The 24,714-nt window shown below is 66.6% G+C and carries 26 protein-coding genes and 1 pseudogene; 16 read left to right on the forward strand and 11 right to left on the reverse strand.

Going from position 1 to position 24,714, the window contains the following annotated elements; translation table 11 throughout:
- Window positions 1-8 precede the first annotated feature (8 nt).
- From OG874_RS20795 to OG874_RS20805, 3 genes are all read left to right on the forward strand, one after another.
- Window positions 9-1,733, forward strand: a complete 1,725-nt coding sequence (locus OG874_RS20795) for a PHA/PHB synthase family protein (RefSeq protein WP_330256781.1) — start codon at window positions 9-11, stop codon at window positions 1,731-1,733.
- 22 nt (window positions 1,734-1,755) lie between these two features.
- Window positions 1,756-2,628, forward strand: coding sequence for a poly(3-hydroxyalkanoate) depolymerase (gene phaZ / locus OG874_RS20800; protein WP_330256782.1), 873 nt, complete (start codon window positions 1,756-1,758; stop codon window positions 2,626-2,628).
- Window positions 2,629-2,821: 193 nt separating this feature from the next.
- Window positions 2,822-3,043 carry a hypothetical protein gene (locus OG874_RS20805; protein ID WP_330256783.1) on the forward strand — a complete coding sequence of 74 codons (222 nt, stop codon included), beginning with the start codon at window positions 2,822-2,824 and terminating at the stop codon, window positions 3,041-3,043.
- An 8-nt stretch (window positions 3,044-3,051) separates the two neighbouring features.
- Here OG874_RS20805 and OG874_RS20810 read toward each other — a convergent pair whose 3' ends face one another.
- Window positions 3,052-4,686, reverse strand: a complete 1,635-nt coding sequence (locus tag OG874_RS20810) for an MDR family MFS transporter (RefSeq protein ID WP_330256784.1) — start codon at window positions 4,684-4,686, stop codon at window positions 3,052-3,054.
- Window positions 4,683-5,324 carry a TetR/AcrR family transcriptional regulator gene (locus tag OG874_RS20815; protein WP_330256785.1) on the reverse strand — a complete coding sequence of 214 codons (642 nt, stop codon included), beginning with the start codon at window positions 5,322-5,324 and terminating at the stop codon, window positions 4,683-4,685. The genes OG874_RS20810 and OG874_RS20815 overlap by 4 nt, the downstream gene beginning before the upstream one ends.
- A 385-nt stretch (window positions 5,325-5,709) precedes the next feature.
- On the opposite strand from OG874_RS20815, the gene OG874_RS20820 reads away from it, so the two are divergent.
- A complete protein-coding gene (locus tag OG874_RS20820; RefSeq protein ID WP_330256786.1) occupies window positions 5,710-6,555 on the forward strand; it encodes an AfsR/SARP family transcriptional regulator in 846 nt (281 codons plus the stop codon).
- Here OG874_RS20820 and OG874_RS20825 read toward each other — a convergent pair.
- Entirely contained in the window at window positions 6,552-7,901 is a 1,350-nt protein-coding gene (locus OG874_RS20825) for an acetyl-CoA carboxylase biotin carboxylase subunit (RefSeq protein WP_330256787.1), read from the reverse strand. The genes OG874_RS20820 and OG874_RS20825 overlap by 4 nt on opposite strands.
- A gap of 16 nt (window positions 7,902-7,917) precedes the next feature.
- On the reverse strand, window positions 7,918-9,609 hold the full coding sequence (gene accA, locus OG874_RS20830) for an acetyl-CoA carboxylase carboxyl transferase subunit alpha (RefSeq protein ID WP_330257359.1): 1,692 nt from the start codon (window positions 9,607-9,609) through the stop codon (window positions 7,918-7,920).
- 202 nt (window positions 9,610-9,811) lie between these two features.
- Here accA and OG874_RS20835 point away from each other — a divergent pair, with 202 nt between their 5' ends.
- The 7 genes from OG874_RS20835 to OG874_RS20865 all read left to right on the forward strand — a co-directional run bounded on the left by OG874_RS20835 (window position 9,812) and on the right by OG874_RS20865 (window position 16,536).
- Window positions 9,812-11,080, forward strand: a complete 1,269-nt coding sequence (locus tag OG874_RS20835) for a beta-ketoacyl-[acyl-carrier-protein] synthase family protein (RefSeq protein ID WP_330256788.1) — start codon at window positions 9,812-9,814, stop codon at window positions 11,078-11,080.
- Entirely contained in the window at window positions 11,077-12,288 is a 1,212-nt protein-coding gene (locus tag OG874_RS20840; RefSeq protein ID WP_330256789.1) for a ketosynthase chain-length factor, read from the forward strand. Before OG874_RS20835 ends, OG874_RS20840 begins: the two co-directional genes overlap by 4 nt.
- A gap of 31 nt (window positions 12,289-12,319) precedes the next feature.
- Window positions 12,320-12,574 (forward strand): acyl carrier protein, encoded by a 255-nt coding sequence (locus OG874_RS20845; protein ID WP_330256790.1) that lies wholly within the window; start codon window positions 12,320-12,322, stop codon window positions 12,572-12,574.
- 77 nt (window positions 12,575-12,651) lie between these two features.
- Window positions 12,652-13,590 (forward strand): aromatase/cyclase, encoded by a 939-nt coding sequence (locus OG874_RS20850; protein WP_330256791.1) that lies wholly within the window; start codon window positions 12,652-12,654, stop codon window positions 13,588-13,590.
- Window positions 13,587-14,522, forward strand: coding sequence for an MBL fold metallo-hydrolase (locus OG874_RS20855; protein ID WP_330256792.1), 936 nt, complete (start codon window positions 13,587-13,589; stop codon window positions 14,520-14,522). The genes OG874_RS20850 and OG874_RS20855 overlap by 4 nt, the downstream gene beginning before the upstream one ends.
- Window positions 14,510-15,772, forward strand: coding sequence for an FAD-dependent oxidoreductase (locus OG874_RS20860; protein WP_330256793.1), 1,263 nt, complete (start codon window positions 14,510-14,512; stop codon window positions 15,770-15,772). Before OG874_RS20855 ends, OG874_RS20860 begins: the two co-directional genes overlap by 13 nt.
- A gap of 2 nt (window positions 15,773-15,774) precedes the next feature.
- Window positions 15,775-16,536: an alpha/beta fold hydrolase gene (locus OG874_RS20865; protein WP_330256794.1), complete on the forward strand. Its 762-nt coding sequence runs from the start codon at window positions 15,775-15,777 to the stop codon at window positions 16,534-16,536.
- A gap of 3 nt (window positions 16,537-16,539) precedes the next feature.
- On the opposite strand, the gene OG874_RS20870 is transcribed toward OG874_RS20865, so the two are convergent.
- Together OG874_RS20870 and OG874_RS20875 are read right to left on the reverse strand one after the other, a co-directional pair.
- Window positions 16,540-17,016, reverse strand: a complete 477-nt coding sequence (locus tag OG874_RS20870) for a hypothetical protein (RefSeq protein WP_330256795.1) — start codon at window positions 17,014-17,016, stop codon at window positions 16,540-16,542.
- Window positions 17,017-17,113: 97 nt separating this feature from the next.
- A complete protein-coding gene (locus tag OG874_RS20875) occupies window positions 17,114-17,521 on the reverse strand; it encodes a winged helix-turn-helix transcriptional regulator (RefSeq protein ID WP_330256796.1) in 408 nt (135 codons plus the stop codon).
- A gap of 115 nt (window positions 17,522-17,636) precedes the next feature.
- Between OG874_RS20875 and OG874_RS20880 the strand changes: the two genes are divergently transcribed.
- Entirely contained in the window at window positions 17,637-18,131 is a 495-nt protein-coding gene (locus OG874_RS20880) for a luciferase domain-containing protein (protein WP_330256797.1), read from the forward strand.
- Between the two features lie 29 nt (window positions 18,132-18,160).
- Window positions 18,161-18,550, forward strand: a complete 390-nt coding sequence (locus OG874_RS20885; protein ID WP_330256798.1) for a lipocalin-like domain-containing protein — start codon at window positions 18,161-18,163, stop codon at window positions 18,548-18,550.
- Between the two features lie 9 nt (window positions 18,551-18,559).
- Here the strand turns inward: OG874_RS20885 and OG874_RS20890 are convergent, their stop codons facing one another.
- Both OG874_RS20890 and OG874_RS20895 read right to left on the reverse strand, forming a co-directional pair.
- Entirely contained in the window at window positions 18,560-19,051 is a 492-nt protein-coding gene (locus OG874_RS20890) for an acetyl-CoA carboxylase biotin carboxyl carrier protein (RefSeq protein WP_330256799.1), read from the reverse strand.
- 27 nt (window positions 19,052-19,078) lie between these two features.
- Window positions 19,079-19,861, reverse strand: coding sequence for an SDR family NAD(P)-dependent oxidoreductase (locus tag OG874_RS20895; protein WP_330256800.1), 783 nt, complete (start codon window positions 19,859-19,861; stop codon window positions 19,079-19,081).
- 160 nt (window positions 19,862-20,021) lie between these two features.
- Here OG874_RS20895 and OG874_RS20900 point away from each other — a divergent pair, with 160 nt between their 5' ends.
- Together OG874_RS20900 and OG874_RS20905 are read left to right on the forward strand one after the other, a co-directional pair.
- Window positions 20,022-20,441, forward strand: coding sequence for a nuclear transport factor 2 family protein (locus OG874_RS20900; protein ID WP_330256801.1), 420 nt, complete (start codon window positions 20,022-20,024; stop codon window positions 20,439-20,441).
- 36 nt (window positions 20,442-20,477) lie between these two features.
- On the forward strand, window positions 20,478-21,089 hold the full coding sequence (locus OG874_RS20905) for a malonic semialdehyde reductase (RefSeq protein WP_330256802.1): 612 nt from the start codon (window positions 20,478-20,480) through the stop codon (window positions 21,087-21,089).
- A gap of 153 nt (window positions 21,090-21,242) precedes the next feature.
- Here OG874_RS20905 and OG874_RS20910 read toward each other — a convergent pair whose 3' ends face one another.
- Together OG874_RS20910 and OG874_RS20915 are read right to left on the reverse strand one after the other, a co-directional pair.
- Entirely contained in the window at window positions 21,243-22,466 is a 1,224-nt protein-coding gene (locus OG874_RS20910) for an aminotransferase family protein (RefSeq protein WP_330256803.1), read from the reverse strand.
- Between the two features lie 28 nt (window positions 22,467-22,494).
- On the reverse strand, window positions 22,495-22,902 hold the full coding sequence (locus OG874_RS20915; protein ID WP_330256804.1) for a Pr6Pr family membrane protein: 408 nt from the start codon (window positions 22,900-22,902) through the stop codon (window positions 22,495-22,497).
- A gap of 101 nt (window positions 22,903-23,003) precedes the next feature.
- On the opposite strand from OG874_RS20915, the gene OG874_RS20920 reads away from it, so the two are divergent.
- Window positions 23,004-23,984, forward strand: coding sequence for an MFS transporter (locus OG874_RS20920; protein ID WP_330256805.1), 981 nt, complete (start codon window positions 23,004-23,006; stop codon window positions 23,982-23,984).
- Here the strand turns inward: OG874_RS20920 and OG874_RS20925 are convergent.
- Window positions 23,985-24,609: pseudogene (locus tag OG874_RS20925) on the reverse strand (Pr6Pr family membrane protein).
- Window positions 24,610-24,714: the final 105 nt, after the last annotated feature.

Raw genomic sequence — 24,714 nt, forward strand, 5'->3', positions numbered from 1 at the left:
GAGCGATCGTGACGAATACCGTTGATACCGAACGCAATTACCCACCCACCACCGCCCGCGGCGCGGACGAACTCGCCGCGCCGCTGGACCTGCTGCTGCTCGGACCGGCCCTTGGGCTGCGGCGGCGCATGACGCCGAACACCTCCTGGGCGCATATGGCCGCCAATCTGGCCCGCAAGCCGGGCACAGTCGCCGAGCGCGGCCAGTCACTGGTCAAGGAACTCGGTGCTATCGCCCGCGGCGACTCCACCCGCGAACCGGCGAAAAACGACAAGCGCTTCGCCGACCCGGCGTGGCAACAGAATCCGCTGCTGCACCGCATCGTGCAGGCCTACCTGGCCGCATCCGAAACCGCCGAGACGCTCTACCAGGACGCGGATCTGGACTGGCGTGATGGCGAGCGGATGAAATTCGTTCTCGACAATGTGCTCGAGGGCACTTCGCCGAGCAACAACCCGCTGCTCAGCCCGCTGGGCTGGAAGGCGCTCATCGATACCGGCGGACTGAGCGCGGTCCGCGGCCTGCGCCGATTCGTGCGCGATATCGCCGCGCAGCCGCGAGTTCCCGCGATGGTCGAGCCGGATGCCTTCGCGGTCGGCGAGACGATTGCGGCGACACCGGGCGCGGTCGTATTGAAAACGCGGATGTTCGAGTTGATCCAGTACACCCCGCAGACACCGACGGTGCACACCGTGCCGCTGCTGATGGTGCCGCCGGTGATCAACAAGTTCTACGTCATGGATATCGCGCCCGGCCGGAGCATGATCGAGTATTTCCTGCGGCAGGGCCAGCAGGTCTTCGCGATCTCGTGGCGCAATCCGCGTGCCCGGCACCGTGATTGGGGATTCGACAACTACGGCGCCGCCATTGTCGAGGCACTCGACGCGGTGCGGCGGATCACGGACACCGATCGCGCGCACCTGATGGCGAGCTGTTCCGGCGGCATCCTCGCGGCCATGGTCGCCGCCCATCTCACCGATATCGGCCAGGACGATCGGCTGGCCAGCCTGACGCTCGCGGTGACCGTACTCGACCAGTCCAAGGCGGGTTTCGCCGCGGCGGCACTCGGGGAGAAGGAGGCGCACGCGGCGATCAGGATGTCCGCGCGCAAGGGCTATCTCGACGGACGCGCGCTGGCCGAGGTGTTCGCGTGGCTGCGGCCGACCGATCTGATCTGGCGGTATTGGGTCAACAACTACGTCCAGGGGCGCGCGCCGGCGGCGTTCGACGTGTTGTTCTGGAATGCGGACACCACACGCATGACCGCGGCCCTGCACCGCGACATGGTGCTGCTCGGACTGCACAATTCGCTGACAAAACCGGGCGAGGTGAGCATGCTGCACTCCCCGGTCGATCTGTCGAAGGTGACCGTCGATTCGTACGTGATCGGCGGCATCGCCGACCACATCAGCCCGTGGCAGGCCACCTATCGCAGCGCCCGCCTGCTGGGCAGCGACCAGCAGCGCTACGTGCTCTCGACCAGCGGGCATATCGCGGCGCTGGTCAATCCGCCCGGAAATCCCAAGGCGTCCTATCGATTCGGGCCGGCCGAGGCGGAAAGCCCCGACGAATGGCTGGAAACGGCGGAGCGGGCCGCGGATTCCTGGTGGCCGGATTACCTCGCCTGGCTCGCCGAGCGCGGCGGACCGGAAAAGGCCGCGCCGCAACAGCTCGGCACCGATGGCCTGCCCCCCATCGGCCCGGCGCCGGGCACCTATGTGCACGAACACTGATACCGAGGGAGGTGACGATGCGATGATCGCCGGTGCCGGCGACCACATGGTGAGCGCATTCGGCCAACGGATCCGGGTACACATCCGGCCGGGCACCGGCGTACCGCTGGTGCTGTGCAACGGCATCGGGGCCGGGCTCGAGGTGCTCACGCCCTTGGTCGACGAGCTCGACCCCGATATCCCGGTCGTGCGTTTCGATGTGCCCGGCACCGGCGAATCGCCGCATTCCCCACTCCCGTACGGGTTTCCGTATCTGGCCTGGCTGCTCGGGCGCGTCCTCGACAAGCTGGGCATCGGACGCGTCGATCTGCTCGGTCTGTCGTGGGGCGGTGCGGTGGCCCAGCAGTTCGCATTCCAGCATCCGCGCCGGTGTCGGCGGCTCGTACTGGTATCGACGGCGACCGGTGTGCTGATGGTTCCGGCGCATCCGCGGGTATTGGCCAAGATGGCGACGCCACGGCGGTTCCGCGACCCCGAATACGCCGCCGATATCGCCGCCGCCATCTACGGCGGCACCGCACGCACCGACCCCGAACCAGTGGCCGAGCTGTTCCATCGGCAGGCGCACTCGGGCTCTCGGCGCGGCTACCTGCTCCAACTCCTCGCGGGTTCGGTGTGGACCAGTCTGCCCGCGCTCTGGGCGATCCGGCAGCCCACACTCCTCATCGCGGGCACCGACGATCCGATCATCCCGGTCGTCAACGCCCACATCATGCATCGGATGCTGCCGCATTCGACGCTGCACCTGCATCCGGGCGGACATGTGGACCTGGTCACCAACGCGGCCACTTTCGGTCCGGTGATCAGCGGTTTTCTCCGATCGGACCACGGAACTACGTACGCTTCGTCGCCGACGCCGAGGCCAGCTACTCCGACGCGGGCACCCGCGAAATGAACACCCTCATCGTCGGCCGCTCGCTCACCGGCCGCAGCGCCTTCGTCTGACTCGGGCGACCACCGTTGGGGATCCGTACCGGATTGACGGCCCGGATGCGGCGCGGCGATCATGAATTATGGGCAACGAAAATATGGACCGCAGACGAATCACCCGATGTTTTCGGATGCCGATCGCCTGATACGAGCAGCTGGTGCACGACGAATCCGATGTAGAACAGGCACGCGTGTTCTACAACCTCCTCACCGCCGAGGCCGAATCCCTCACCACCACGATCGAGGCGACCATGACCAGACGCGGTCTTCCGAGGTCGACCACTGAATCACGTTTGCTGATCCGGGAACTGCGCGAGGTGCGCCGCTGCCTGGACCAGCTGCGTGCACGCTTCCCCGAGATCGCCCGATCGAAGCGGTGACCGGGCGATCAGTCGCCCGGCTCCGATTCCGCCATCACCGCTTCACCACGGGCGACCATGCCCGCCTCGTCGGAGAGCTTCATCTGCGGGATGAACAGCGCGAGCACGAAAGCGATGACCACGCCGGGAAGCAGATACCAGAACCCAGGAACCAACGCGTCGACATATGCGCCGACGATCGCGTCGTGCAGGCCCTCGGGCAGATGCTTGACCACCGACGGCACCAAGCCGCCCGGATCGAGTTTCGCGGCCGCCGCTTCCGGTCCGTGTGCGAAGAACACGTTGGTGAGCCCCTCGGTCAACCGGTTGGTGAAGATCGAGCCGAAGATCGCGACACCCAGCGCACCACCCATTTCGCGGAAGTAGTTGTTGGCGCTGGTCGCGGTGCCGATCTGGTCGGGCGACACCGCATTCTGCACGACCAGGACGATGATCTGCATGATCAGGCCGAGACCCGCGCCCATGACGAAAAGCATCGCGGAAACGACCCACATCGAGGTGTTGGCGTCCAAGCGCGTCAACCACAGCATATCCACGAATATCAGTACCGCGCCGAGCGGCGGATACACCCGGTAGCGGCCGGTTTTGGTGACCATCGTCATCGAGCTGATCAAGGTGATCATCAGGCCGACCATCATCGGGATCAGCAGCAGGCCGGATACCGAAGCCGAAGCGCCCGTCGCCATTTGGAGATAGGTCGGGATGAAGGCCAGCGCCGCGAACATCACCAGGCCGAGCAGGAAGCCGATTGCCGAGGTCAGCACGAACGTGCGATTGCGGAACAGCCACAGCGGCAGCATCGGCTCCTCGGCGCGCGCCTCCACGAGCACGAAGGCCGCGACCACCACGATGAACGCCGCGATCATTGTCACCATAACCGTTGAGCCCCAGGCGTATTGCTTCCCACCCCAGTCGGTGATCAGGATAAGCAATGTGGTCGCGGCCGACATCAGCACGACGCCGAAGTAGTCGGGCCGAGTCTTGGGCCGGTGGCTGGGGATGCTCAGATAGCGGAAGGCGATGAACAGCGCCGCGATACCGATCGGCACATTGATCCAGAAGCACCAGCGCCAGCCGATATGGTCGGCGAAGAAGCCGCCGAGCAGCGGGCCCGCCACCGAGGTGATGCCGAAGACCGCACCCATCGGTGCCATGTACTTGCCGCGATCCTTGGCGGGCACCACATCGGCGATGATGGCCTGCGCCAGGATCATCAGGCCGCCACCGCCGACGCCCTGCAGCCCGCGGAAGGTGATGAACTCCCAGAAGCTCGTCGACGCGGCGGCACCGATGGAGGCGACGGTGAAGATCGTGATGGCGAACAGGAACGGCCAGCGCCTGCCGAACAGGTCACCGAATTTGCCGTAGATCGGCATCATGATGGTGGTCGCGAGCAGATATGACGTTGCGGTCCAGGCCATATGGGAGATGCCGCCGAGGTCGCCGACGATGGTCGGCATGGCGGTGCCGACGATCGTCTGATCGAGGCTGGCCAGGAACATCCCCGCGATCAGCGCGCCGAAGATGAGCCAGATCCGCTTCTGGGTCAAGACGATCGGCGCGGGCGGCGATTCAGCCGTCGTTGGCCCACCCGTCGCCCGACCGCCACCCCCCATGGAATCGGTTCGCGATACAACACTCATCTGACATGTCTCCTTCGCCCGCCGCCCGGCTGTTCGAACAGCCGGGCGGCCATTACACCGTGTTCGCGTACCGCCGCCGCCAGCGATACGGTCGGATCCTTTGCCGAGGACATCGCCGCCCTCGACGTGATGGTCGTCATGAAACCCGCTGCCAGCCCGGCGAATTCGGGCGATACGTCGGTGCTGAGCCGCGCCGAGAGCAACTCCGCGACGGCACTCTCCAACCGGGCACCCGAAGCGACGAAGGCCGCGAGCACCCGCGGTTCGGTTTTGATGATCTCGGTCACCAGCGAAATGTTCTCGCGCACTTCGTTTTCGGGTTCGAACGCGAGCCCGAACAGCCAGGTGAGATCGTCCATCAGCACACCGCTGGGGCCGCCCGCGATGAACTCCGCACGCAACTCCGGTGTGCCGATCTCGCCGACCGGTCCGACGACGGCGTCCATTTTCGTCTCGTAGTAGTTGAAGAACGTGCGCGGGGAAACCCCGACGGCTCTGGCGATGTCCTCGACGGTCGTCGCGTCGAGCCCGCGCTCGACGGCCAACCGCCGCGCGGCCAGACAGAGGTCGAGCAGGGTCTGGCGCTTCTTCTGCTCGCGCAACCCGATCGGTGGCTCGTCGCGCTTCGCCTTGGACATGGTCGCCAAAGTAGCACAAACTGCAATTTTTCAGAAACTGCAAGTTCAGGCCGGTATGCCCGCGGGCACGACGCGGTAGGCGGTCCGCGCACCGACCCGGCCACCGCGGGTTCCGCCACCGCCCGAATCGCCGATTACGGCCCGCCCCAACGGATGTCAACCCATGAATTCATGTGGCACGCGAATCTCCTTGCGATGTAGGAGAATTCGCGACGCCTACCAAATCGAATTAACTCCCTTATAACTCAAGATTCACCGAATCGATACTCGATTCTCGATATCGTGGATCTTGCCTACAGCGAGGTGGGATTTCGAGAACTCACGTCGGTCGGGGGGAATAACGCCCGTAGGAGAACTCCAAGTGAAATATCCAGTGTGCGCTCGCGTGTTAGGTCCGTTGACGCTTGCCCTCAACAATCACAACGCCACGCCGACTGCGCAAAAGCAGCGGCAACTACTCGCTCTACTCCTGGTCAGACACGATACCGTCGTTCCGGTCACCACTCTGGTCGAAGAGTTGTGGAACGATGATCCGCCGCGCAGCGCCGTCACGGTCGTCCAGACCTATGTGCTCGGAATTCGAAAGAAGATGGCCGAGCAGCTCGGCATAGGACAGGCCGAGGTGGCGGAAAGATTTCTGCGCACCCGCAGCAAAGGATATTCGTTCGACGTCAAAGACTGCCTGTTCGATCTGCGCGACTACCAGACCATGTCCGAGGCCGCGCGCTGTGCCGCGAAGACCGGTGACGATCACCGCGCGGTCGATCTCTTCACCGCCGCGGAGGCACTGTGGAGCGGTCCGGCGCTGGTCGATGTGGAAGGCGGCATCCCGCTCGCCGCGGAGGTCTCGCATCTGGATCACCTGCGCCTGACCAATGTCGAGCTGCGCGTCGAGGCCGAGCTGCGCCTCGGCAGATACCGTGAAGCCTGCCCTGACCTGGCTCGACTCACCATGCAGCACCCGCTGCACGAGCGGCTGCAGGCGTACTACATGTTCGCGCAGTGCCGTGCGGGCCAGCGCGCCCGCGCACTGGAGTCCTATCAGCAGTTCAGCAGATCGATGCAGCGCGAGCTCGGCCTCGACCCGTGCCAGAAGCTGCAGAAGTTGCATCAGGACATCCTGGCCGCCTCGGATGTGTCGGTGAGCGCCATGCTCAACAGCCGTCACGCCGGGTATCTGATCGGCTGGTACTCCCCCGAATTCCGCACAGCCACCGCCGAACCCGCCTAGCGGTCCCGCAGCAACTCGTCCACCAGCGCGGTCGAATGCGTCGCCGACCGCATAGCGGGATGGTCGAGTACCTCCCGCAGAAAATCCCGGGTCGTCTCCACCCGTGCCCCGGAAATCCGGAATTCGGCCAGGGCTCGCCGCATGCGTGCGAGCGCCTGGTCCCGGTCCGGCGCCCAGACGATGAGCTTGGCCAACAGCGAATCATAGTGCGGCGATATGGAATAACCGGCGTGCACATGAGTATCGACGCGCACGAATGGACCACCCGGCGGTGTGAATTCGGCCACAATTCCGGGAGCGGGGGCGAAATCGTTCGCCGGATCCTCCGCATTGATACGGCACTCAATTGCCGCACCATTCAGGGAAATACGATCCTGGGTGATGCCGAGCGATTTCCCGGTCGCGATTCGGATCTGTTCGGCGATCAGATCTATACCGGTAACCATTTCGGTCACCGGATGTTCCACCTGAATTCGACAGTTCACCTCCATAAAATAGTAATTACCCCCGCGATCCACCAGAAATTCCACGGTTCCGGCGCCGACGTAGCCCGCCTCCAGCACACCGTCCACCGCGGATTTGCCCATCCGTGCCGCCAGCCCGTCCGGTAGCCGCGCTGCGGGCGACTCCTCGATGAGCTTCTGATGTCTGCGCTGCACCGAGCAGTCGCGTTCACCGAGGTGCACACCGTTGCCATAACCGTCGCACAGCACCTGGATCTCCACATGCCTGGCGCCCTCGAGGTACTTCTCCAGATAGACTCGACTGTCGCCGAACAACATTCGCGCCGTCGCGCGGGTCTCCTGGAAGGCGCGCGGGAACGACGCGCTCTCGCGCACCACCTGCATACCGCGCCCGCCGCCACCAGCGGCCGCCTTGATGATCACCGGATAGCCGATCAAATCGGCGAGCGCGTGCGCCTCGTCGGGCTCGAGCGGATCCAGACTGCCGGGCAGCAGCGGCAGCCCCGCCTTGGCCATCAGCGTGCGCGCCGACTGCTTGTCGCCGAGTTGAGCCATCACATCGGCGGGCGGACCGATCAGCGTCACCCCCGCGGCACGGCAGGCATCCGCGAAATCCGGTGACTCCGAAAGGAATCCGTAGCCGGGATGGATCGCGTCGGCACCGGTCAGCTCGGCGGCGGCCAGCACGGCCGCGGCATTGAGATAGCTGCGCTTGGCCGCCGCGGGACCGATCTGCACCGATTCGTCGGCGAAATGCACCACAGCCGACTCCGCGTCGGCAACCGAATGCACCGCGACGGTGCGCACCCCGAGTTCCCGGCAGGTGCGCGCCACTCGCAGCGCGATCTCGCCGCGATTGGCGATCAGAATCTTCTCGAACATCGCGTCCCGCACTCTCTTACGCCACCGACCGGACCGAAACCTGCTGCCGCGCACCGAACCGGCGGAACCGGGCGCGCCGCTCGGTCGCGAGGTCCTCACCGCTGCGCCCGGTCAGTTCGCGCAGACTCGCCGCCAGCGCCCGATGCAGCTGGTTCGCCGCTGCCAGCGGGGCCGACCCGACATCGTCGCCGGGTTCGGGCAGCACCGCGTCGACGACACCGAGACGCAGCAGATCGCCGGCGGTAAGCGACAGCGCGGCAGCGGCTTTCGGTGCGGCGGCGGGATCGTTCCAGACGATGGCCGCGCACCCCTCCGGGCTGATCACCGAGTACGTGCCGTTGGCGAACATCAGCACCCGGTTCGCGACACCGAGCGCGAGCGCGCCACCGCTGCCGCCCTCACCGATCACCACGCTGATCACCGGCACGCGCAGCGCCGACATCAATCGGATGTTCTCGGCGATCACGACCGCCTGGCCCTGCTCCTCGGCGGCCGCGCCGGGATAGGCGCCCGGGGTGTCGATGAGAGTGATCACGGGCAGCCCCAGCTTCTCGGCGAAACGCATGAGCCGTGCGGACTTTCGGTAACCCGCCGGTGTCGGCATGCCGAAGTTGCGCGCCATCATCTCCTTCGGCTCATGGCCTTTCTGCTGCCCGATCACCACGACCGGTTGATCACCGAGCCACGCGGTGCCGCCGACAATGGCGGGGCAATCCCCGGAAATGCGGTCCCCGCGCAGCTCGTGGAAACCGTCGAAGGCGAGGGCGAAGTAGTCCAGGGCGGTCGGCCGGCTCGGGGTGCGGGCGCGCCGGACCTGCACCCAGGGATCGCTGTCGGCGACCCGATCCGGATCGGTGATCGTGCCCGCATCGAGTTCGGTCACCGCCTCGCCGGTCGGGTCGACCGGTCCGGCGATCCGCAATAACGACCCCAGTGCCTGCCGCAGGCCCACGCGCGGCACGATCATGTCGATCAGCCCACACTCCAACAGGAATTCGGCGGTCTGGAACTTCGGGGGCAACTCCTGCCGGATGGTCTGCTCGATCACCCGGCGGCCCGCGAAACCCAGTCGCGCGCCGGGCTCGGCGATCAGCACATCCGACAGAGTGGCGAACGATGCGGCCACTCCCCCGTAGGTCGGGTCGGTGATCAAGGTCATGGTGAGAATCCCGGCGCGGTCCAACTGCTCCAGCGCCGCACTGGTTTTCGCCATCTGCATCAGCGACAGCGGTCCCTCCTGCATCCGGGCGCCGCCCGAGGCGGTGACAATGAGCAGCGGAATCCGTTCGGCCAACGCCGTTTCCGCGGCCGCGGTGATCATCTCGCCGACCGCGGTGCCCAGCGAGCCACCGAGGAAACGGAAATCCATCGCCGCGATGAGCACCGGATTGCCCTCGATCGCCGCGAGCGCGCACAGGACGGCGTCGTGCATGCCGGTGCGCGCCCGCGCGGCGGCCAGCCGATCGCGGTAGGGCTTGGTGTCGGTGAAGGTCAGCGGGTCGTCGTCGGTGGGGATGACCGCGAGCGGTTCGAAGCGGCCCTCGTCGGCGAGCTGGGCGATGCGCTGCTCGGCGGTGATCGGGGTATGTCTGCCGCATTCGCCGCAGACACCGAGGTCGCGGGCGAATCGCTTGCCGTACAGCGGAATCAGACAGGCCGGGCAGAGCACCCAGTCCGCGGCGCCGTCGAGGCCGTGTGCTGACTTCATCACGCGTGTCTCCTGTGCTGAGGGGAAAGGGGTGACCGGCCGGGACGGCGTTGTCCGGTGATCACCCGAACAGCCTGGACGCGCCCGCTAGAGAACAACTCGACTCCAGCACTCGAGTCAGGTTCGAGGTCTCCCTTCGATGCTTGATCCCACGATCGAAGGGAGATAACGCTATGAACCCCAACGCATCCGGTGGTGCGGAATGAGCCGCCGCGTTGTCGTCACCGGACTCGGTGTCCGCGCGCCCGGCGGCTCGGGCAAGGACGAGTTCTGGAAGCTGCTGTCCGAAGGCCGCACCGCCACGCGCCGGATTTCGTTCTTCGACCCCAGCCCGTACCGATCCCAGGTCGCGGGCGAGGCCGACTTCGACCCGGTACTGGAAGGGTTGTCGCCCAGGGAAATTCGACGCATGGATCGGGCGGTGCAGTTCGCCGTGGTGTGCGGGCGGGAGGCGGTGGCCGACAGCGGCATCGATATCGGAACGCTGGATCCGCACCGGCTCGGCGTCAGCCTCGGCAGCGCGGTCGCCGCGGCTACCAGCCTGGAGCAGGAGTACCTGGTGCTGTCCGACTCCGGCCGGAACTGGCTGGTCGACCAGACCTACCTCTCGCCGCACATGTTCGACTACATGGTGCCCAGCGTGATGCCCGCCGAGGTGGCCTGGAGTGTGGGCGCCGAAGGCCCGGTCGCCATGGTCTCCAACGGCTGCACATCCGGCCTGGACTCGGTCGGCCATGCGGTGCAGCTGATCCGGGAGGGCTCGGCCGATGTCATGTTGGCCGGGGCCGCGGATACCCCGATCACGCCGATCGTGGTGGCCTGCTTCGACGCGATCAAGGCGACCACCTCGCGCAATGACGACGCCGAACACGCCTCCCGGCCGTTCGACAACTCGCGCAACGGCTTCGTGCTCGCCGAGGGCGCCGCGATGTTCGTGCTGGAGGAATACGAGAATGCGCGCAAACGAGGGGCGCGCATCTATGCCGAGATCACCGGCTACGCCACCCGTTGCAACGCCTACCACATGACCGGCCTCAAAGCCGACGGCCGGGAGATGGCCGAGGCGATCCGGGTCGCACTGGACGAGTCTCGTATCGATCCGACCGGTGTGGACTACATCAACGCGCACGGTTCGGGCACCCGGCAGAACGACCGGCACGAAACCGCCGCGGTGAAGCGCAGTCTCGGCGAGCACGCCTATGCGACACCGATGAGTTCGATCAAGTCGATGGTCGGCCACTCGCTCGGCGCGATCGGCTCGGTCGAGATCGCCGCATCCCTGCTGGCCCTCGAATACCAGGTGGTGCCGCCGACGGCGAATCTGCACGAGGCCGATCCGGAATGCGATCTGGACTACGTGCCACTGGTGGCGCGCGACCACCGGATGGACACGGTGCTCACCGTGGGCAGCGGGTTCGGCGGCTTCCAGAGCGCGATGGTGCTGCGCAAACCGGCGGAGGTGGCGGCGTGATCCTGGTAACGGGCATGGGTGTGCTCGCGCCGAACGGCCTCGGCGTCGAACGCTTCTGGGATGCCGTACTGGCGGGCCGGGGCGGCATCGCGCCGCTCACTCGGTTCGACACGAGCCGTTCCAGCGCCCGCTTGGCCGGACAGGTCGCCGATTTCGAGGCGGCCGAACATCTGCCGAGTCGCCTGCTGCCGCAGACCGACATCTCGACGCGAATGGCACTGGTTGCCGCACAGTGGGCCCTGGATGACGCGAAGGTCGATACCGCGGCGATGACCGACTACGACATGGGTGTGGTCACCGGAAATGCCTCCGGCGGTTTCGAATTCACCCATCGCGAGTTCAACAAGCTGTGGTCGCGCGGCTCCGAACATGTGAGCGTCTACGAATCGTTCGCCTGGTTCTACGCGGTGAACACCGGGCAGATCTCGATCCGGCACGGCATGCGCGGCCCGAGCAGCGCCCTGGTCGCCGAGCAGGCGGGCGGGCTGGACGCGGTCGGTCACGCACGGCGCACGGTGCATCGCGGCACCCCGCTGGTGGTCACCGGCGGCGTGGATTCCGCACTGGATCCCTGGGGCTGGGCCTCGCATCTGGCCAGCGGCGAGGTCAGCACCTCGGCGGAACCGGATCGTGCCTACCTACCCTTCGATGCCGAGGCCACGGGATATGTGCCCGGTGAGGGCGGCGCGATGCTGGTGGTCGAACAAGCCGCCGCGGCCCGGGCTCGTGGCGTGCCGAAGGTACACGGCGAAATCGCCGGCTACGCCTCGACATTCGACCCACCGCCGGACTCCGGGAAGCCATCGGGCCTGCGCCGGGCCGCCGAACTCGCGCTCGCCGACGCCGGAATGGGGCCCGGCGATATCGATATCGTCTTCGCCGACGCGGCGGGCGTGCCCGACCGCGATCGAGACGAGGCGGCGGCCATCGAAGCCGTCTTCGGCGCCGACGGTGTACCCGTCACGGCTTCGAAACCGCTGACCGGACGGCTGTTCTCGGGCGCGGGACCGCTCGACATCGTGACCGCACTGCTGTCCATCCGCGATTCGGTGATCCCGCCGACCGCCTGCACCACCCTCGCCGCGGACTACCGGATCGACCTGGTCCTCGGCGCACCACGGCCCGCCACCGTCGGCGCGGCCCTCGTCCTGGCCCGCGGCCGTTGGGGTTTCAACTCGGCGGTTGTCGTACGCGCTGTCACCGACTGACCCGAACACCTACTCGATCAGGGAGCCGATCATGACCATGACCATCACCGAATTACGCCGGATTCTCGTGGAATGCGCGGGCGGCGAGGAACTCGCCGAACTCGACGGCGATATTTCGACGCTCGACTTCGAACAGCTCGGCTACGACTCCCTTGCGCTCATCGAGACCGCCTCGCGGATTCAGCGCGATTTCGGCGTGATCATCCCGGAGGAACAGCTCATCGACGTCAAGACGCCGCAGGAGCTGATCGATATCGTCAACAGTCAACTGCAGGGTGCGGCATGAGCGAGCGTAGCGAGCGAACAATCGACACAGCACCCCTGGGTGTTCATGGCGGAGCCGAGCGCCAGCGAGGTGGAGACATGAATACCCAGGTGATGAGCCACACCAAGGTGGTGCAGGCGCCGCCGGAGCTCGTCTACGCCCTGGTGGCCGATGTGACCACGTGGCCGGTGATCTTCGCACCGAGTGTGCTGGTGCGCCATCTGCACCGCGGACCCGATGAGGAGCGGTTCCGGCTGTGGGCCACCGTCAACGGCGAGGTGAAGAACTGGACCTCGCGGCGAGTGCTCGACGCGGCGCAGCGGCGCATCGTGTTCGAGCAGGAACGCAGCCAGGCACCGATCGCTTCGATGGGCGGGGGCTGGTCCTTCCGTGACATCGATTCCGGCACCACGAAGGTCACCCTCGATCACCGCTTCACCGTGGTGGAGGGCGCCGACCCGGATCTGGTCGCGGGTGCGGTGGATCGCAACAGCGAGACCGAACTGGCCGCGCTGGCCCGCATCGCGGAGCTCGGCCATCCGATCGAGGAGGTCGTGCACACCTTCGAAGACACTGTCACGCTGGAGATTTCGGCTGCCGAGGTCTACGACTTCATCTACCACAGCCAACGCTGGCCCGAACACGTGCCGCACGTCAGCCGAATCGAACTCACCGAGGACGCCGAGGGCGTGCAGCTGATGGAGATGGATACCGTTACGGCGGGAGGTATTCCACACACCACGAAGTCGGTGCGCGTCTGCTTTCCGGGCGAGCGCATCGACTACAAGCAGCTGCTGCCACCGGCCATGCTCTTCGGGCACAGCGGCGCATGGGAATTCGCGGACGGTCCCGACGGCGCGGTGGTGACGGCACGGCATACCGTGGCGATCAATCCGGCCGCCGCCCGCGAAATTCTCGGAGCCGATACCGATCTCGCCGACGCACGCACGTATCTCACCGACGCACTCTCGACCAACAGCCGCAATACGCTGCGGTGCGCGGTGCGGTATGCCGAGTCCATGAAGTCGCCGACATGACTGCCACCGAACTATCGCAAGTAGCCGGTGCACCGGTCGTGCGCGAAATCGCGGATCGGGTCTACGCGTACACGCACAGTCGCGGTGGCTGGTGTGTCAGCAATGCGGGCGTGCTGGCCGGTCCGGACGGCGCGGTCGTGATCGACACCCTGGGGACCGAGGGACGCACCCGCGCCCTGGTCGAATTCGTCGACGGGCTCGACACCGGCCCCGCCCGCACAATCGTCAACACCCACCATCACGGCGACCACAATTTCGGCAATCACCTCTTCGGGCGCACCGCGGTCGTCATCGGCCACGACCGGATCCGGCCCGAGATGATCGAGACCGGGCTCGCGCTGACCAAACTCTGGCCGCAGGTGCAGTGGGGCGATGTCCGAGTCACGTTGCCCAGCATCACCTTCAGCAGGCGGCTGACGCTGCACATCGGCGAGCGGCGCGTCGAACTCATTCACCTCGGACCGGCCGCGCACACCACCAACGACGTGGTGGCGTGGCTGCCCGAGGAGAAGGTGCTCTTCGCCGGGGATCTGATGATGTCGGGCGCGGCGCCGTTCTGCCTGATGGGTTCGGTCAGCGGGTCGATCACCGCGATCGAGCGAATGGCCGCACTGGGCGCGCAGACCGTGGTCTCCGGGCACGGCCCGGTCACCGGACCCGAGATCTTCGACCAGACGCTGCGCTACCTGCGGTGGGTGCAGGAACTGGCCGCCGAGGCCAGATCCCTTGGCCTGACCCCGCTGGCGATCGCGCTGGAGGCCGATCACGGTGAGTTCGCCGAGTTGGTCGACGACGAACGCCTAGTCGGCAATCTGCATCGCGCCGACGCGGAATGGGCGGGCGGACCGATCGGCGAGCCGCTGGACGTGCTGTCGATATTCGACGAGATGGTGGTGTACAACCAAGGGCAGGTGCCGACATGTCTGGCGTGACAGTCGAATCGGTGGCGGTCTGCGTGGTCGGCGGCGGACCCGCCGGGCTGATGACAGGCCTGCTGCTGGCCCGTTCGGGCGTGGAAGTGCTTGTGCTGGAGAAGCATCCGGACTTCCTGCGGGACTTCCGCGGGGATACGGTGCATCCGTCCACGTTACGGGCGATGGACGAACTCGGACTCGCCGCGGAATTCCTCGCGCTGCCGCACGTCGAACTACCGCAGCTACCGATGGCCACCGCGAGCGGGCCGGTGATATTCGCCGACTTCCGCGGTCTCCCGGGCGGTTTCCCGTTCGTGGCGTTCATGCCGCAGTGGGATGTGCTGAACTTCCTCGCCGAGGCGGGCAGGCGGTATCCGGGCTTCCGGCTCATCCAGGAGGCCGAGGTCACCGAGCTGATCCACGAGGACGACGCCGTGGTCGGCGCACGGGTACGCACACCGGACGGCCCCTTGGAGGTTTTGTCCCGACTGGTGATCGCCGCGGATGGGCGCAATTCGATCGTTCGCGACGACGGCCTGCTGGAGGTCGCGGCCAGCGCAGCGCCGATGGACGTGCTGTGGTTCCGTGTCAGCAAGCCCGACGGCGAACGGCTGCCGACGGTGCGCAGCGGCAACGGCTTCTTCATCGTCTGCATCGACCGCGGCGACTATCTCCAGGTCGCGTACATGATCCCCAAGGGCGGGTTCGCGACCATCAAGACCGCCGGACTCGCCGAATTCCGCGCCGCACTCGCCGCGATCTATCCCAGCCTGACCGAGCATTTGACCGGAGAAATTCGCACCTGGGATGACGTGAAACCCCTTGATGTGCGGGTGGATCGGCTGCGTCGCTGGTATCGTCCGGGCCTGCTCGCGATCGGCGACGCGGCCCATGCCATGTCGCCGGCGGGCGGGGTCGGCATCAATCTTGCTGTGCAGGACGCGATCGCGGCGGCCCGCCTGCTCGCACCCACTCTCACCACGGGCGCGCGACCGAACGTCGCACAGCTGCGCGCCGTCCAGAGCCGACGCGAATTCCCCATGCGCGTGGTCCAATTCGCGCAGCTGCGGTTGCTGTCGGATCTGTATCCGAACGCCGGACGGCCCGGTACCGACAAGCCGCTGCTCGTGCGCCTGCTGCGGCGCGTGCCTCGGCTGGCGCGGCTGGTAGCCAGGGTGATCGGGCTCGGCATCCGGCCCGAGCGCGTGCCACCGGCGGCCGATATCACCGGAAACGTCACTGCCCTAACGAAAATCAGGGAGAACTGATCGTGTCGACATATCTGCTCGTCCACGGGGCATTCCACGGCGGCTGGGTCTGGCAGCGGGTGGCGCCGCTGCTGGCGGACGCCGGACATCGCGTGCTGACCCCGTCCCTGGTCGGCCTCGGCGACCGCGCCGACCTGCTGACCCCCGAGGTCGGCCTGGACACCCACGTCGAGGATCTGGTCGGCCTGCTCACCTTCGAGGATCTCAGCGACGTCATCCTGGTCGGCCACAGCTATGCGGGCATCGTGGTGACCGCCGTCGCCGACGCCGTCCCCGACCGCATCGCCGAACTCGTCTATGTCGACACCTTCGTCCCGCGCGACGGTGAGTCGGTGGCCGACATCATGCCCGGCATGGTCGAGGCCTTCACCGCCGCGGCCGAGGCGCACGGCGACGGTTGGCGGGTGCCGCCGCAGACCGAGCCGATGGGCGACGGCGGCCTGTACGGCATCACCGAGGAGCCCGACCTCAGCTGGGTGGCCTCGATGCAGACTGCCCAGTCGCTGGTGACCTTCCAGCAGCGCATGCTGCTGACGAATCCCGAAGCGCTGGCGGCGATTCCGGTGACGCATGTGCACTGCAGCGAGGGCGGCGAGGACTTCAAGGCCATGCGCGCCGCGATGCCGCGTACCCTGCCGCCCGCCGACCTGCCGCCCGGACGCCTCCATGTGCTCCCGACCGGACACGACTGCATGATCACGATGCCGCGCGAATTGGCCGGGCATCTGCTGGCGCTGGCGCCTCGACCGGCGCCGACCAGCTGATGCTCAGTGCAGGACGCTGTAGGTCGCCGCGATGGTGAACCCGTGCGGTCCGGTCTCGCAGGTCACGGTGCCCTGGTAACCGATGCCGCAGGTGGTGCCGCCCAGCGAGACCTTATGACCTTCCGGCAGCACCTGCGCGCCGCCCGGGTAGGTGAACGTCGACTGGTCGGCGGTCAGGAAATGGGCGGGCTCCGAGGTGGACGAACGCACCTGGTTCGTGCCCGGCGGGGCGTCGATCGGCACCGCGTCGCAGCCGGCCGGGCCGTTCAGATAGAAACCGCAATCGCGCCCGTCCGGCGATTGAAAGAACACGGCGCCCTTATAGTTCGGGTCGTCGACCAGATATCCGGTGTCCTCGACCGGTATCAGTTGATCGAGCCCGCTCGGATCCGCCGCGGCCGGTCCCGCGGCGAACACCAGGGTGGCAGCGGCGAGTGGTGCGATCGTCGAGAGTGCGAACAGCTGGGCGCGGTCGAACACGGGCGAACCTCCTCGGTCGTCATCCGGACCCTATGACGTTAGCGATACGACTGCGCGATGACCATCGCGCCCTGATAACGAATGCGCGTGCGGCCCATCAGTCTTCGGCCGCGTCGTAGGCGGCGCGCGCGGCGAGCACCTCGCTGAGATGTTCGCTGGACCAGTCCACGATGCTCGAGAAGACCGGCGTCAGGGTCACCGCGAGCGGGGTGGCCTCGTACTCCACACGCGGTGGGACCTCGGCGTGGTAGGTGCGGGCCACCAGCCCGTCGCGTTCCAGCTGACGCAGACGCTGGGTCAGGACCTTGGGGGTGAGACCCGGAATGCGCAACTGGAGCTCGGTGAAGCGCAGGCGGCCGTCGTGGGTCAGCACCCAGAGCACCTGGGTGGACCAGCGGCCGAAAACCAAGTCGATCACCGGGGTGATCGGGCACGGATCGACGGTGGCAGGCCCACCCGTCACCCGGCCATCCCCCACCGAATCGCTGCGCGATGCTGCCCTCATTCGTTCTCCTGGTAAGTCACTTTCCGCTTGGTAACTACTATACTTTGGAAAGTACTGTGAAACCAGGAGTCGCGAGCGAGCCACACCGCACGCGAAAACCGAAGGGAGCACAGTCATGACGACGATATCCGTGGACGGCCGCATCGACCTGCCGCGTCGCTCCGGTGAACGACCACGCACCCGGGCGCACAATCCGCATCAGCAGCTCAGCCAGTTGGCGCCGCCGGATCTGCAGGAGACCCTGTGGTCGCGGATGACCACACTGAACGGCGTGCTGCTCGGCCGCAGCGGCGTTTCGCTGCCCGATACCCGCGCGCTGCACCTGCGGCCGACGATCGCCGAGGGACCGGGCGAGGCGTATCTGGTCGGCACCGAATTCGCGCATCTGCACGGGCACGACGACGGCAGCTTGCACATGTGCCTGCCGAAAGATATTGCGGCAGAGGCCATCGCACTGGGGTGGGCGGAGCTGCATCCGATGGCGCGCCAGCGGTTCCTGCCCGCGACGCTGGTAATGGTGTACGGGCCACGTGATCTCGACGAGCTCGAGGTCAGCTGGCGGCTGGTGCGGACCAGCCACCGGTTCGCGCGCGGGTCGGCTACAGCGTGATTAGAGCGGCGGCCACCATCGTGGGAGTCATGAATGCCACCGATCTCGTCGGAACCTGGGAACTGTTGTCCTACTACGACATCGACGAACATGACGCGATCAGTATCGGACCGCTGGGTGACGCACCGCGCGGCCTGCTGATCTACGGTGCCCACGGCTACATGTCGGTGAGCATGATGCGCACCGACGAAGCCACCGACACGCCGCCTTTCATGGGCTACGCGGGGACCTGGCGCCGCCGCGGCACGGAGCTGGTGCATGCGATCAGCGTCTGCTCCAATCCGGCCTGGGCAGATACCGAACAGGTGCGTCAAATGTCGCTGACCGCTGACGTTCTCACGCTGATCGGGGTGGCACAGGTCGGCGGGCGGATGCAGCGCCGGGTGCTGACCTGGCGCCGCTCCTGCCCGCCGACCTGAAATCCCCTGTCATTCCGGAGAATACGAGAATAAGGGCTCATCGAATTGGACCGGTTCGTTGTTTTCCTTGAGTATCTCGGTGATCACGCCGCTGGTCGGCGCGGTCACCGGGATCATCAGCTTCATCGCCTCCACGATGGCGATCTGCTGCCCGGCCGTGACGCGGTCGCCCACCTCGACGAAGGGATCCACACCGGGTTCCGGGCTGCGATAGAACACGCCGACACTGGGCGCGCGGAAGACCGCACGGGATGGCGGGTCAGCCTGTGCGGTAACGGCTTCCGAGGGAACTGCGACGGGGGCCGCAATGATCGGCGCGGCCGAGGCCTGCCATTCGGCTTCGATCGTCACCTCCCCCACCTGGAAGCGCAGGGCGCTCGGCTGGTGCGGGAAACCGGCGAGCAGGTGCAGCGCGCCGGTCTGGATGGCCTCGAGGATCCGCAGATACTCGTCGTGCCCGGTGGCGCCGCCGTTGCGCGCGCCGGTGGTGTTCTCGTCCACTGCGGTCATTGCCAAGGCCCTTCGTGCTCAGTAATTGCCAAGTCCGCCACAGACATTCAGCGCCTGTGCGGTGACCGCGCCCGCGCCCGGACCGATCAGGTAGTCGACCATCGCGGCCACCTCAAACGGCTGCACGTAGCGCCCGATCGGCACCCGCGCGCTCACCCTGGCGTGCACCTCGTCGGTATCGACACCCCACAGGCCGGAGTAGACCTCCCGAACCCGTTCGGCCATCGGGGTTTCCACGAAACCCGGGCAGACCGCGTTGACCGTGATCCCGGTCTTGGCCAGCTCGAGTCCGAGTGCCTTGGTGAACCCGACCACGCCGTGTTTGGAGGCCGAATACGGCGCACCGTGCACAACGCCCTGCTTACCGCCGGTGGAGGCGATGTTCACGATGCGGCCGCTGCCGCGCTCGAGCATGCCGCCCGCGGTCAGCACCGCCTTGGTCATCAGGAAGACGCTGTTGAGGTTGGTATTGATCACGTCGAACCACAGGTCGTCGCTGACCTGCGCGGTGATGCCGCCGCCGCTGCGGCCCGCGTTGTTGATCAGGATGTCGATCGGGCCATAGCGCCGCACGCCCGCGTCGACATATTCGCGGATCTGCGTGGCATCGACGACATCGCAGACCGTGCCGTCCACCTCGTGGCCGTCGTCCTGCAGGCTCTTCACCGTATCGGTTACCTTTTGCTGGTCGCGGGCGCAGATGAACACCGCGATGCCTTGGGCCGCCAGGCTTTTGGTGATCTCCAGGCCCATACCGCTGGTCGCTCCGGTGACCAGCGCGACGCGCTGAGTTTCCGCCATGACTCCTCCATCGGTCTTTCCGTACTCGCTGGGCTGTTCGACTTCCAGACTCGTCGCGCGTCCTATAGCCCGGGTCAACCCGCACCCGGCTCGAGCCAGCCTCGAGCACGATCGGAGACCGTTGCGTGCAGCCGCGCCCCGCCGCAACCAAGGAGCCACCATGACCACCGTCGCCAGCCGCACCGAGTTGTACGCCGAGGTCCAGCAGTTCTACGCCGATCAGATGCAGCGGCTGGACAACCGCGACATCCCGGGTTACGCCGAAACCTTCACCGAGGACGCCGAATTCGAGCACACACCGGGTCGGCCGCCAGCGCTGACCAGGGCGGGCATCATCTCGGACCTGGTCGAGTTCCACCAGCGTTTCGAGGCCGACCCGATGCAGCGCAGGCACTGGTTCAACATGATCAACCTGCAGCCGCAGGACGACGGAACCATCGTCTCCACGGCCTACTGCCTGGTCGTCAAGATCCGGCCGAACAGTAAGCCCGAGATCGCACCGAGCTGCGTCGTGCACGACGTGCTCGTCCGCGTCGAGGGCAATCTGCTGACCCGGTCCCGGCGTGTCACCCACGATTGAATCCGCTGTCCCCGACTACTTTTCGAGGAGAACCACGTGAACACCGTGCAGCCGCAGACTCTGCTCACCCTTGCCGCCGAAGCCCAGGACCTGTTGTTCCGGGAGGCGCGCACCGCGAACACCTTCACCGACGCACCGGTCACCGACGACCAGATCCGCGACATCTACGAACTGGTCAAATACGGACCGACATCGATGAATCAGCAGCCGCTGCGCATCGTACTGGTCCGCAGCCCACAGGCCAGGGCGCGACTGGTCACCCACATGATCGATAACAACAAGCCCAAGACGGCTTCGGCCCCGCTGGCCGCAATCCTGGCCGCCGACTTGAATTTCCACGAAAACCTGCCGAAGGTCTTCCCGCACGCACCCGACGCCAAGGACTACTTCGCCGACACCGACCAGCGCGCGGAATCGGCCCGCTTCAATGCCCTGATCCAGATCGGCTATTTCATCCTCGGCATCCGCGCCGCTGGCCTGGCCGCCGGACCGATGAACGGCTTCGACGCCGCGGGTCTGGACAAGGACTTCTTCCCCGACGGAACCCACAACTCATTGGTCGTCGTCAATATCGGCATGCCCGGCGTCGACGCGTGGTTCCCGCGCTCCCCGCGCCTGACCTACGACGAGGTCATCAGCACGGTCTAGCTGGAACGCCGACGGGTGGCACAGCCGGCGTCGCATCGGTTGCGCCACTCGCCGGTCTCGACCGATTGCCCGCCGCACGTGACGCACTCTGTGCCGGTGCGTCGAAACGGTCGCGGACCTGGACAACGATGGGCAAGATGCTGGCCGCGCCCCTCAGCCGAGGGCGCTGCTGAATCCCTCGACGAGTTCGTCGACCTGATCGTCTGTCATGACGAACGAAGGTGAGATCTGCATCGCGCCTTGACCTGCCGCTCGTCCCGAAATGCCGTGTTCTCGTAGGGTTTTCACGAGTGGCAGGCCTTCGGAGGGGTCGGCGAGCTGGATGGCGGCCACCGCGCCCAGACCGCTGCGGATCTCGGCGACGCGCGGGTGATCCGCGAGTGGAGCGAGTTTGGTGTGCAGGGTGGTTTCCAGGCGCTTCGCCTCGTCCAGCAGACCCTCGCGTTCGACGATCTCGAGGTTGGCCAGGGCCGCCGCCGCGGCACCGGCGTGGCCGCCGTAGGTGTAGCCGTGCCGCCACCACACGCCGCCGCTGAAGAAGGGTTCGGCGATGTGGGGCGCGATGAAGACCGCGCCCATCGGAACATAGCCGGAGGTCAGGCCCTTGGCGGTGGTCATCAGGTCGGGCTCGAGATCGAAACGGGTGGACGCGAACCAGGAGCCGCCGATGCGGCCGAAACCGGTGACCACCTCGTCGACGACGAACAAGATGTCGTGGTCGCGGCAGATGCGGCGCACCTCGGCGAGATAGCCGTCCGGCGGCAGGAAGATCCCGCCCGCACCGATGATCGGTTCGCAGAAGAAGGCGGCGATGCGCTCCGCGCCGAGCTCCTCGATGAGCGTGAGCAGCGCCTTGGCGTCATCCCATTCGACGGTGCGGGCATCGGCCATCAGCTCGCCGTAGCCCTCGCGATTGACCGGGATGCCGGCCAAAGCCGTTCCAGCGATATGCATTCCGTGATAGGCGCGCTGACGGCCGACCACGACCGTTTTATCCGGCCGCCCCAGCTCGTGCCAGTAGCGGCGGGCGAGTTTCGCGGCGGTGTCCACCGAATCCGAACCGCCGGAGGTGAAGAAGATCTTGCTGCCCGCCACCGGCGCGATGCTCGCCAGCTTCTCGGCCAGTTCCTGGGTGGCGGGTTCGGTGAAGTCACCGAAGTTCGAATAATGCGCGACCGTGCGCAGCTGCGCGGCGACGGCGTCCGCGATCTCGGCGCGACCGTGCCCGACGTTGGTGAACCACAGCCCGGCCGTCGCATCCAGATACCTGGCGCCCGCCTGGTCGTAGATGTAGGCGCCCTCCCCGCGCGCCACGACGAACGCGCCCTCGCGTTCGACGGCGCCCATATCGGCGAACCCGTGCCACAGCGCACCCATATCAACCACCTTTACCTCGACAACCACGTCACTTCGGGGGTGCCCGCTCATCCGCACCGTGCCAGCGGCTGTTCGACTCGCCTAGCGCGGCCACCGCGAGAGCCAGAAGCCCGAACCCGATGACCAGCACTACCAGGCCGACCGCCATCGACGCATAACCTTGGTGTCGCGGATCGATGAACAGGTACGGATACCAGTCGACGATCGGCCCGCGGCCGAGGGTGTACGCGCCGTAGACGAGCGGGTGGACCAGCCGGCCCGCGATCGGCCGCCCGGAAACGCCCGACGCGACCGGTGCCGGCACCCAGTCCACGATCATCACGATAGGCATCATTCGATGCAGCACGTCATCCGCCCACCCCGGTTCGTCCCCGACGTAGATGTGCACAAGTAGCGCCGTGTGCCCGGCCAACCGCGACCGATACGCCGATCCCACCGCCCGATCCACGTCTGATCGGCGAAGTCTTCGGCGTGCTCGGGGACCGGACGCTCGCGCCCACGCTCCGCCGTCGACGCGTCGGACAGATCGCGGTCGCGATGAGCGCCGAGCACGAATCGGTCCATGCCGACCGGAAGCCGCACGGCTCCACCGGGCCTGGATCGCATCCACCGACCATCGGCATCGTGTCTTTGGCCTATGACGCCGCGCACCAGTCGTTTCTGCCGACTCTGGTGCCGCAGGAGCTGCTCACACCCGCGAACGCACGGCTGGAGCAGTCCGCGGCGGTAGCGCAGACCGGCGGCCCGGTCCTCGGCGGTTGGCTGATCCGGATCGTCGGTGCGCCGCTGGCGATCCTGGTGGACGCGGTGTCGTATCTGATCTCCGGGTTGATCGTGGCGCGGCTGCGGGTGCGCGAGCGGTCCGATCCGCCCGAGCGCGTCGATCGAAATCTGCGCGCCGAACTGCGCGAGGGGCTTTCCTGCGTGTACGGGCATCGCATGCTCGCGCCGCTGGCCCTCGCCTCGCACGGCTGGTTCTTCGGCAGTGCGATGGTGTCAACGGTGTACGCGCTCTTCGTGATCGACGAACTCGGCTTCGACGCGGCCGCCCTCGGCCTGACCTTCGCACTGAGCGGTATCGGTGCGGTGGTCGGCTCCTCCGTCGCCGATCGGGCCGGGCGACGGTTCGGTATCGGGCCGATGATCATCGTCTGCCGCTGGCTGACACCCGCGGGATATGCATTGATCCCGTTGGCGCACAATGGAATCGGTGGTCTGACACTCCTGTGCGCCGCCCAGTTCGTGTTCGGTGTGTCCATCGGCGTCGATAGTCCGCTCGAGATGGGCTACCGCCAATCGGTCACACCCGACCGCCTGCTCGGCCGGATGAACGCGACCATGCGCTCGCTGAACCGCGCCGCCATCGTGCTCGGCGCGCCGATCGGTGGCCTGCTGGCCGCCTGGCTGGGCGTCCGGTGGACGGTGTGGATCGCGGTGGGTGGGCTGTTGTTCGCGGCGGTCGCGCTCAACGCATCCGATTTCCGGCACGTCCGGTCGGTATCGGACGCTCCTGGCTGATCAGCCGGCCGGTCCGCGCCGTCGGTCGGCCAACCCGCCGAGAGCCGCGACAGCGACCGCCAAGAGGGCGAAAACCCCGGTGAGGATCACCAGGCCGATGATCAGGGAGATATAGCCCTGGTCGGGGGTCGAGGAAGGGGTAGGGGTACCAGTCGACGATGGGGCCGCGGATGAGGGTGTACGCACCGTAGAGGGCGGGGTAGACGAGCCAGGTGCCGATCAGCGCGCGGGTGATGCCGAGGGTCACCGGCACCAGGATCCAGTCCAGGACCATGACGATCGGCAGGATGCGGTGCAGGACGTCATTGATCCATTTGTCGGTGAGCATTACATCGACCTTGGCGAGCAGGACGGCGTAGACGACGCCGGTGATCAGCAGGTAGAGGGTGGCGGCGCCGCGCACCATCTGCCAGCGGCGGTCGCGGGGATCGCGGACGGCCCCGATCAGCAGGACTATGACGCCGAGCACATTGGATTCGACGGTGAAGTAGCTGAAATAGTTTGCCGTGGAGAAGGCGGACTCACCAATGTTGCGCAGCGGTATCCAGACCAGTGCGAGGATGCCGAGTACGGCAAAGGCGAAGCGCAGGATGCGAATCCACAGCGGGGCGGCACCGGCAGTCATCATCGGATCTTCCCACATCAGAGCCGCTGTGAGCGGTGCGCCGAGCGCGGTATCGCCACGACCGACGCGAGTGTGCTCGCCGGATGCTCACGCCCGCCTCGGATT

This window comes from Nocardia sp. NBC_00565 (assembly GCF_036345915.1).
In the GTDB taxonomy this organism is placed as follows: Bacteria; Actinomycetota; Actinomycetes; order Mycobacteriales; family Mycobacteriaceae; genus Nocardia.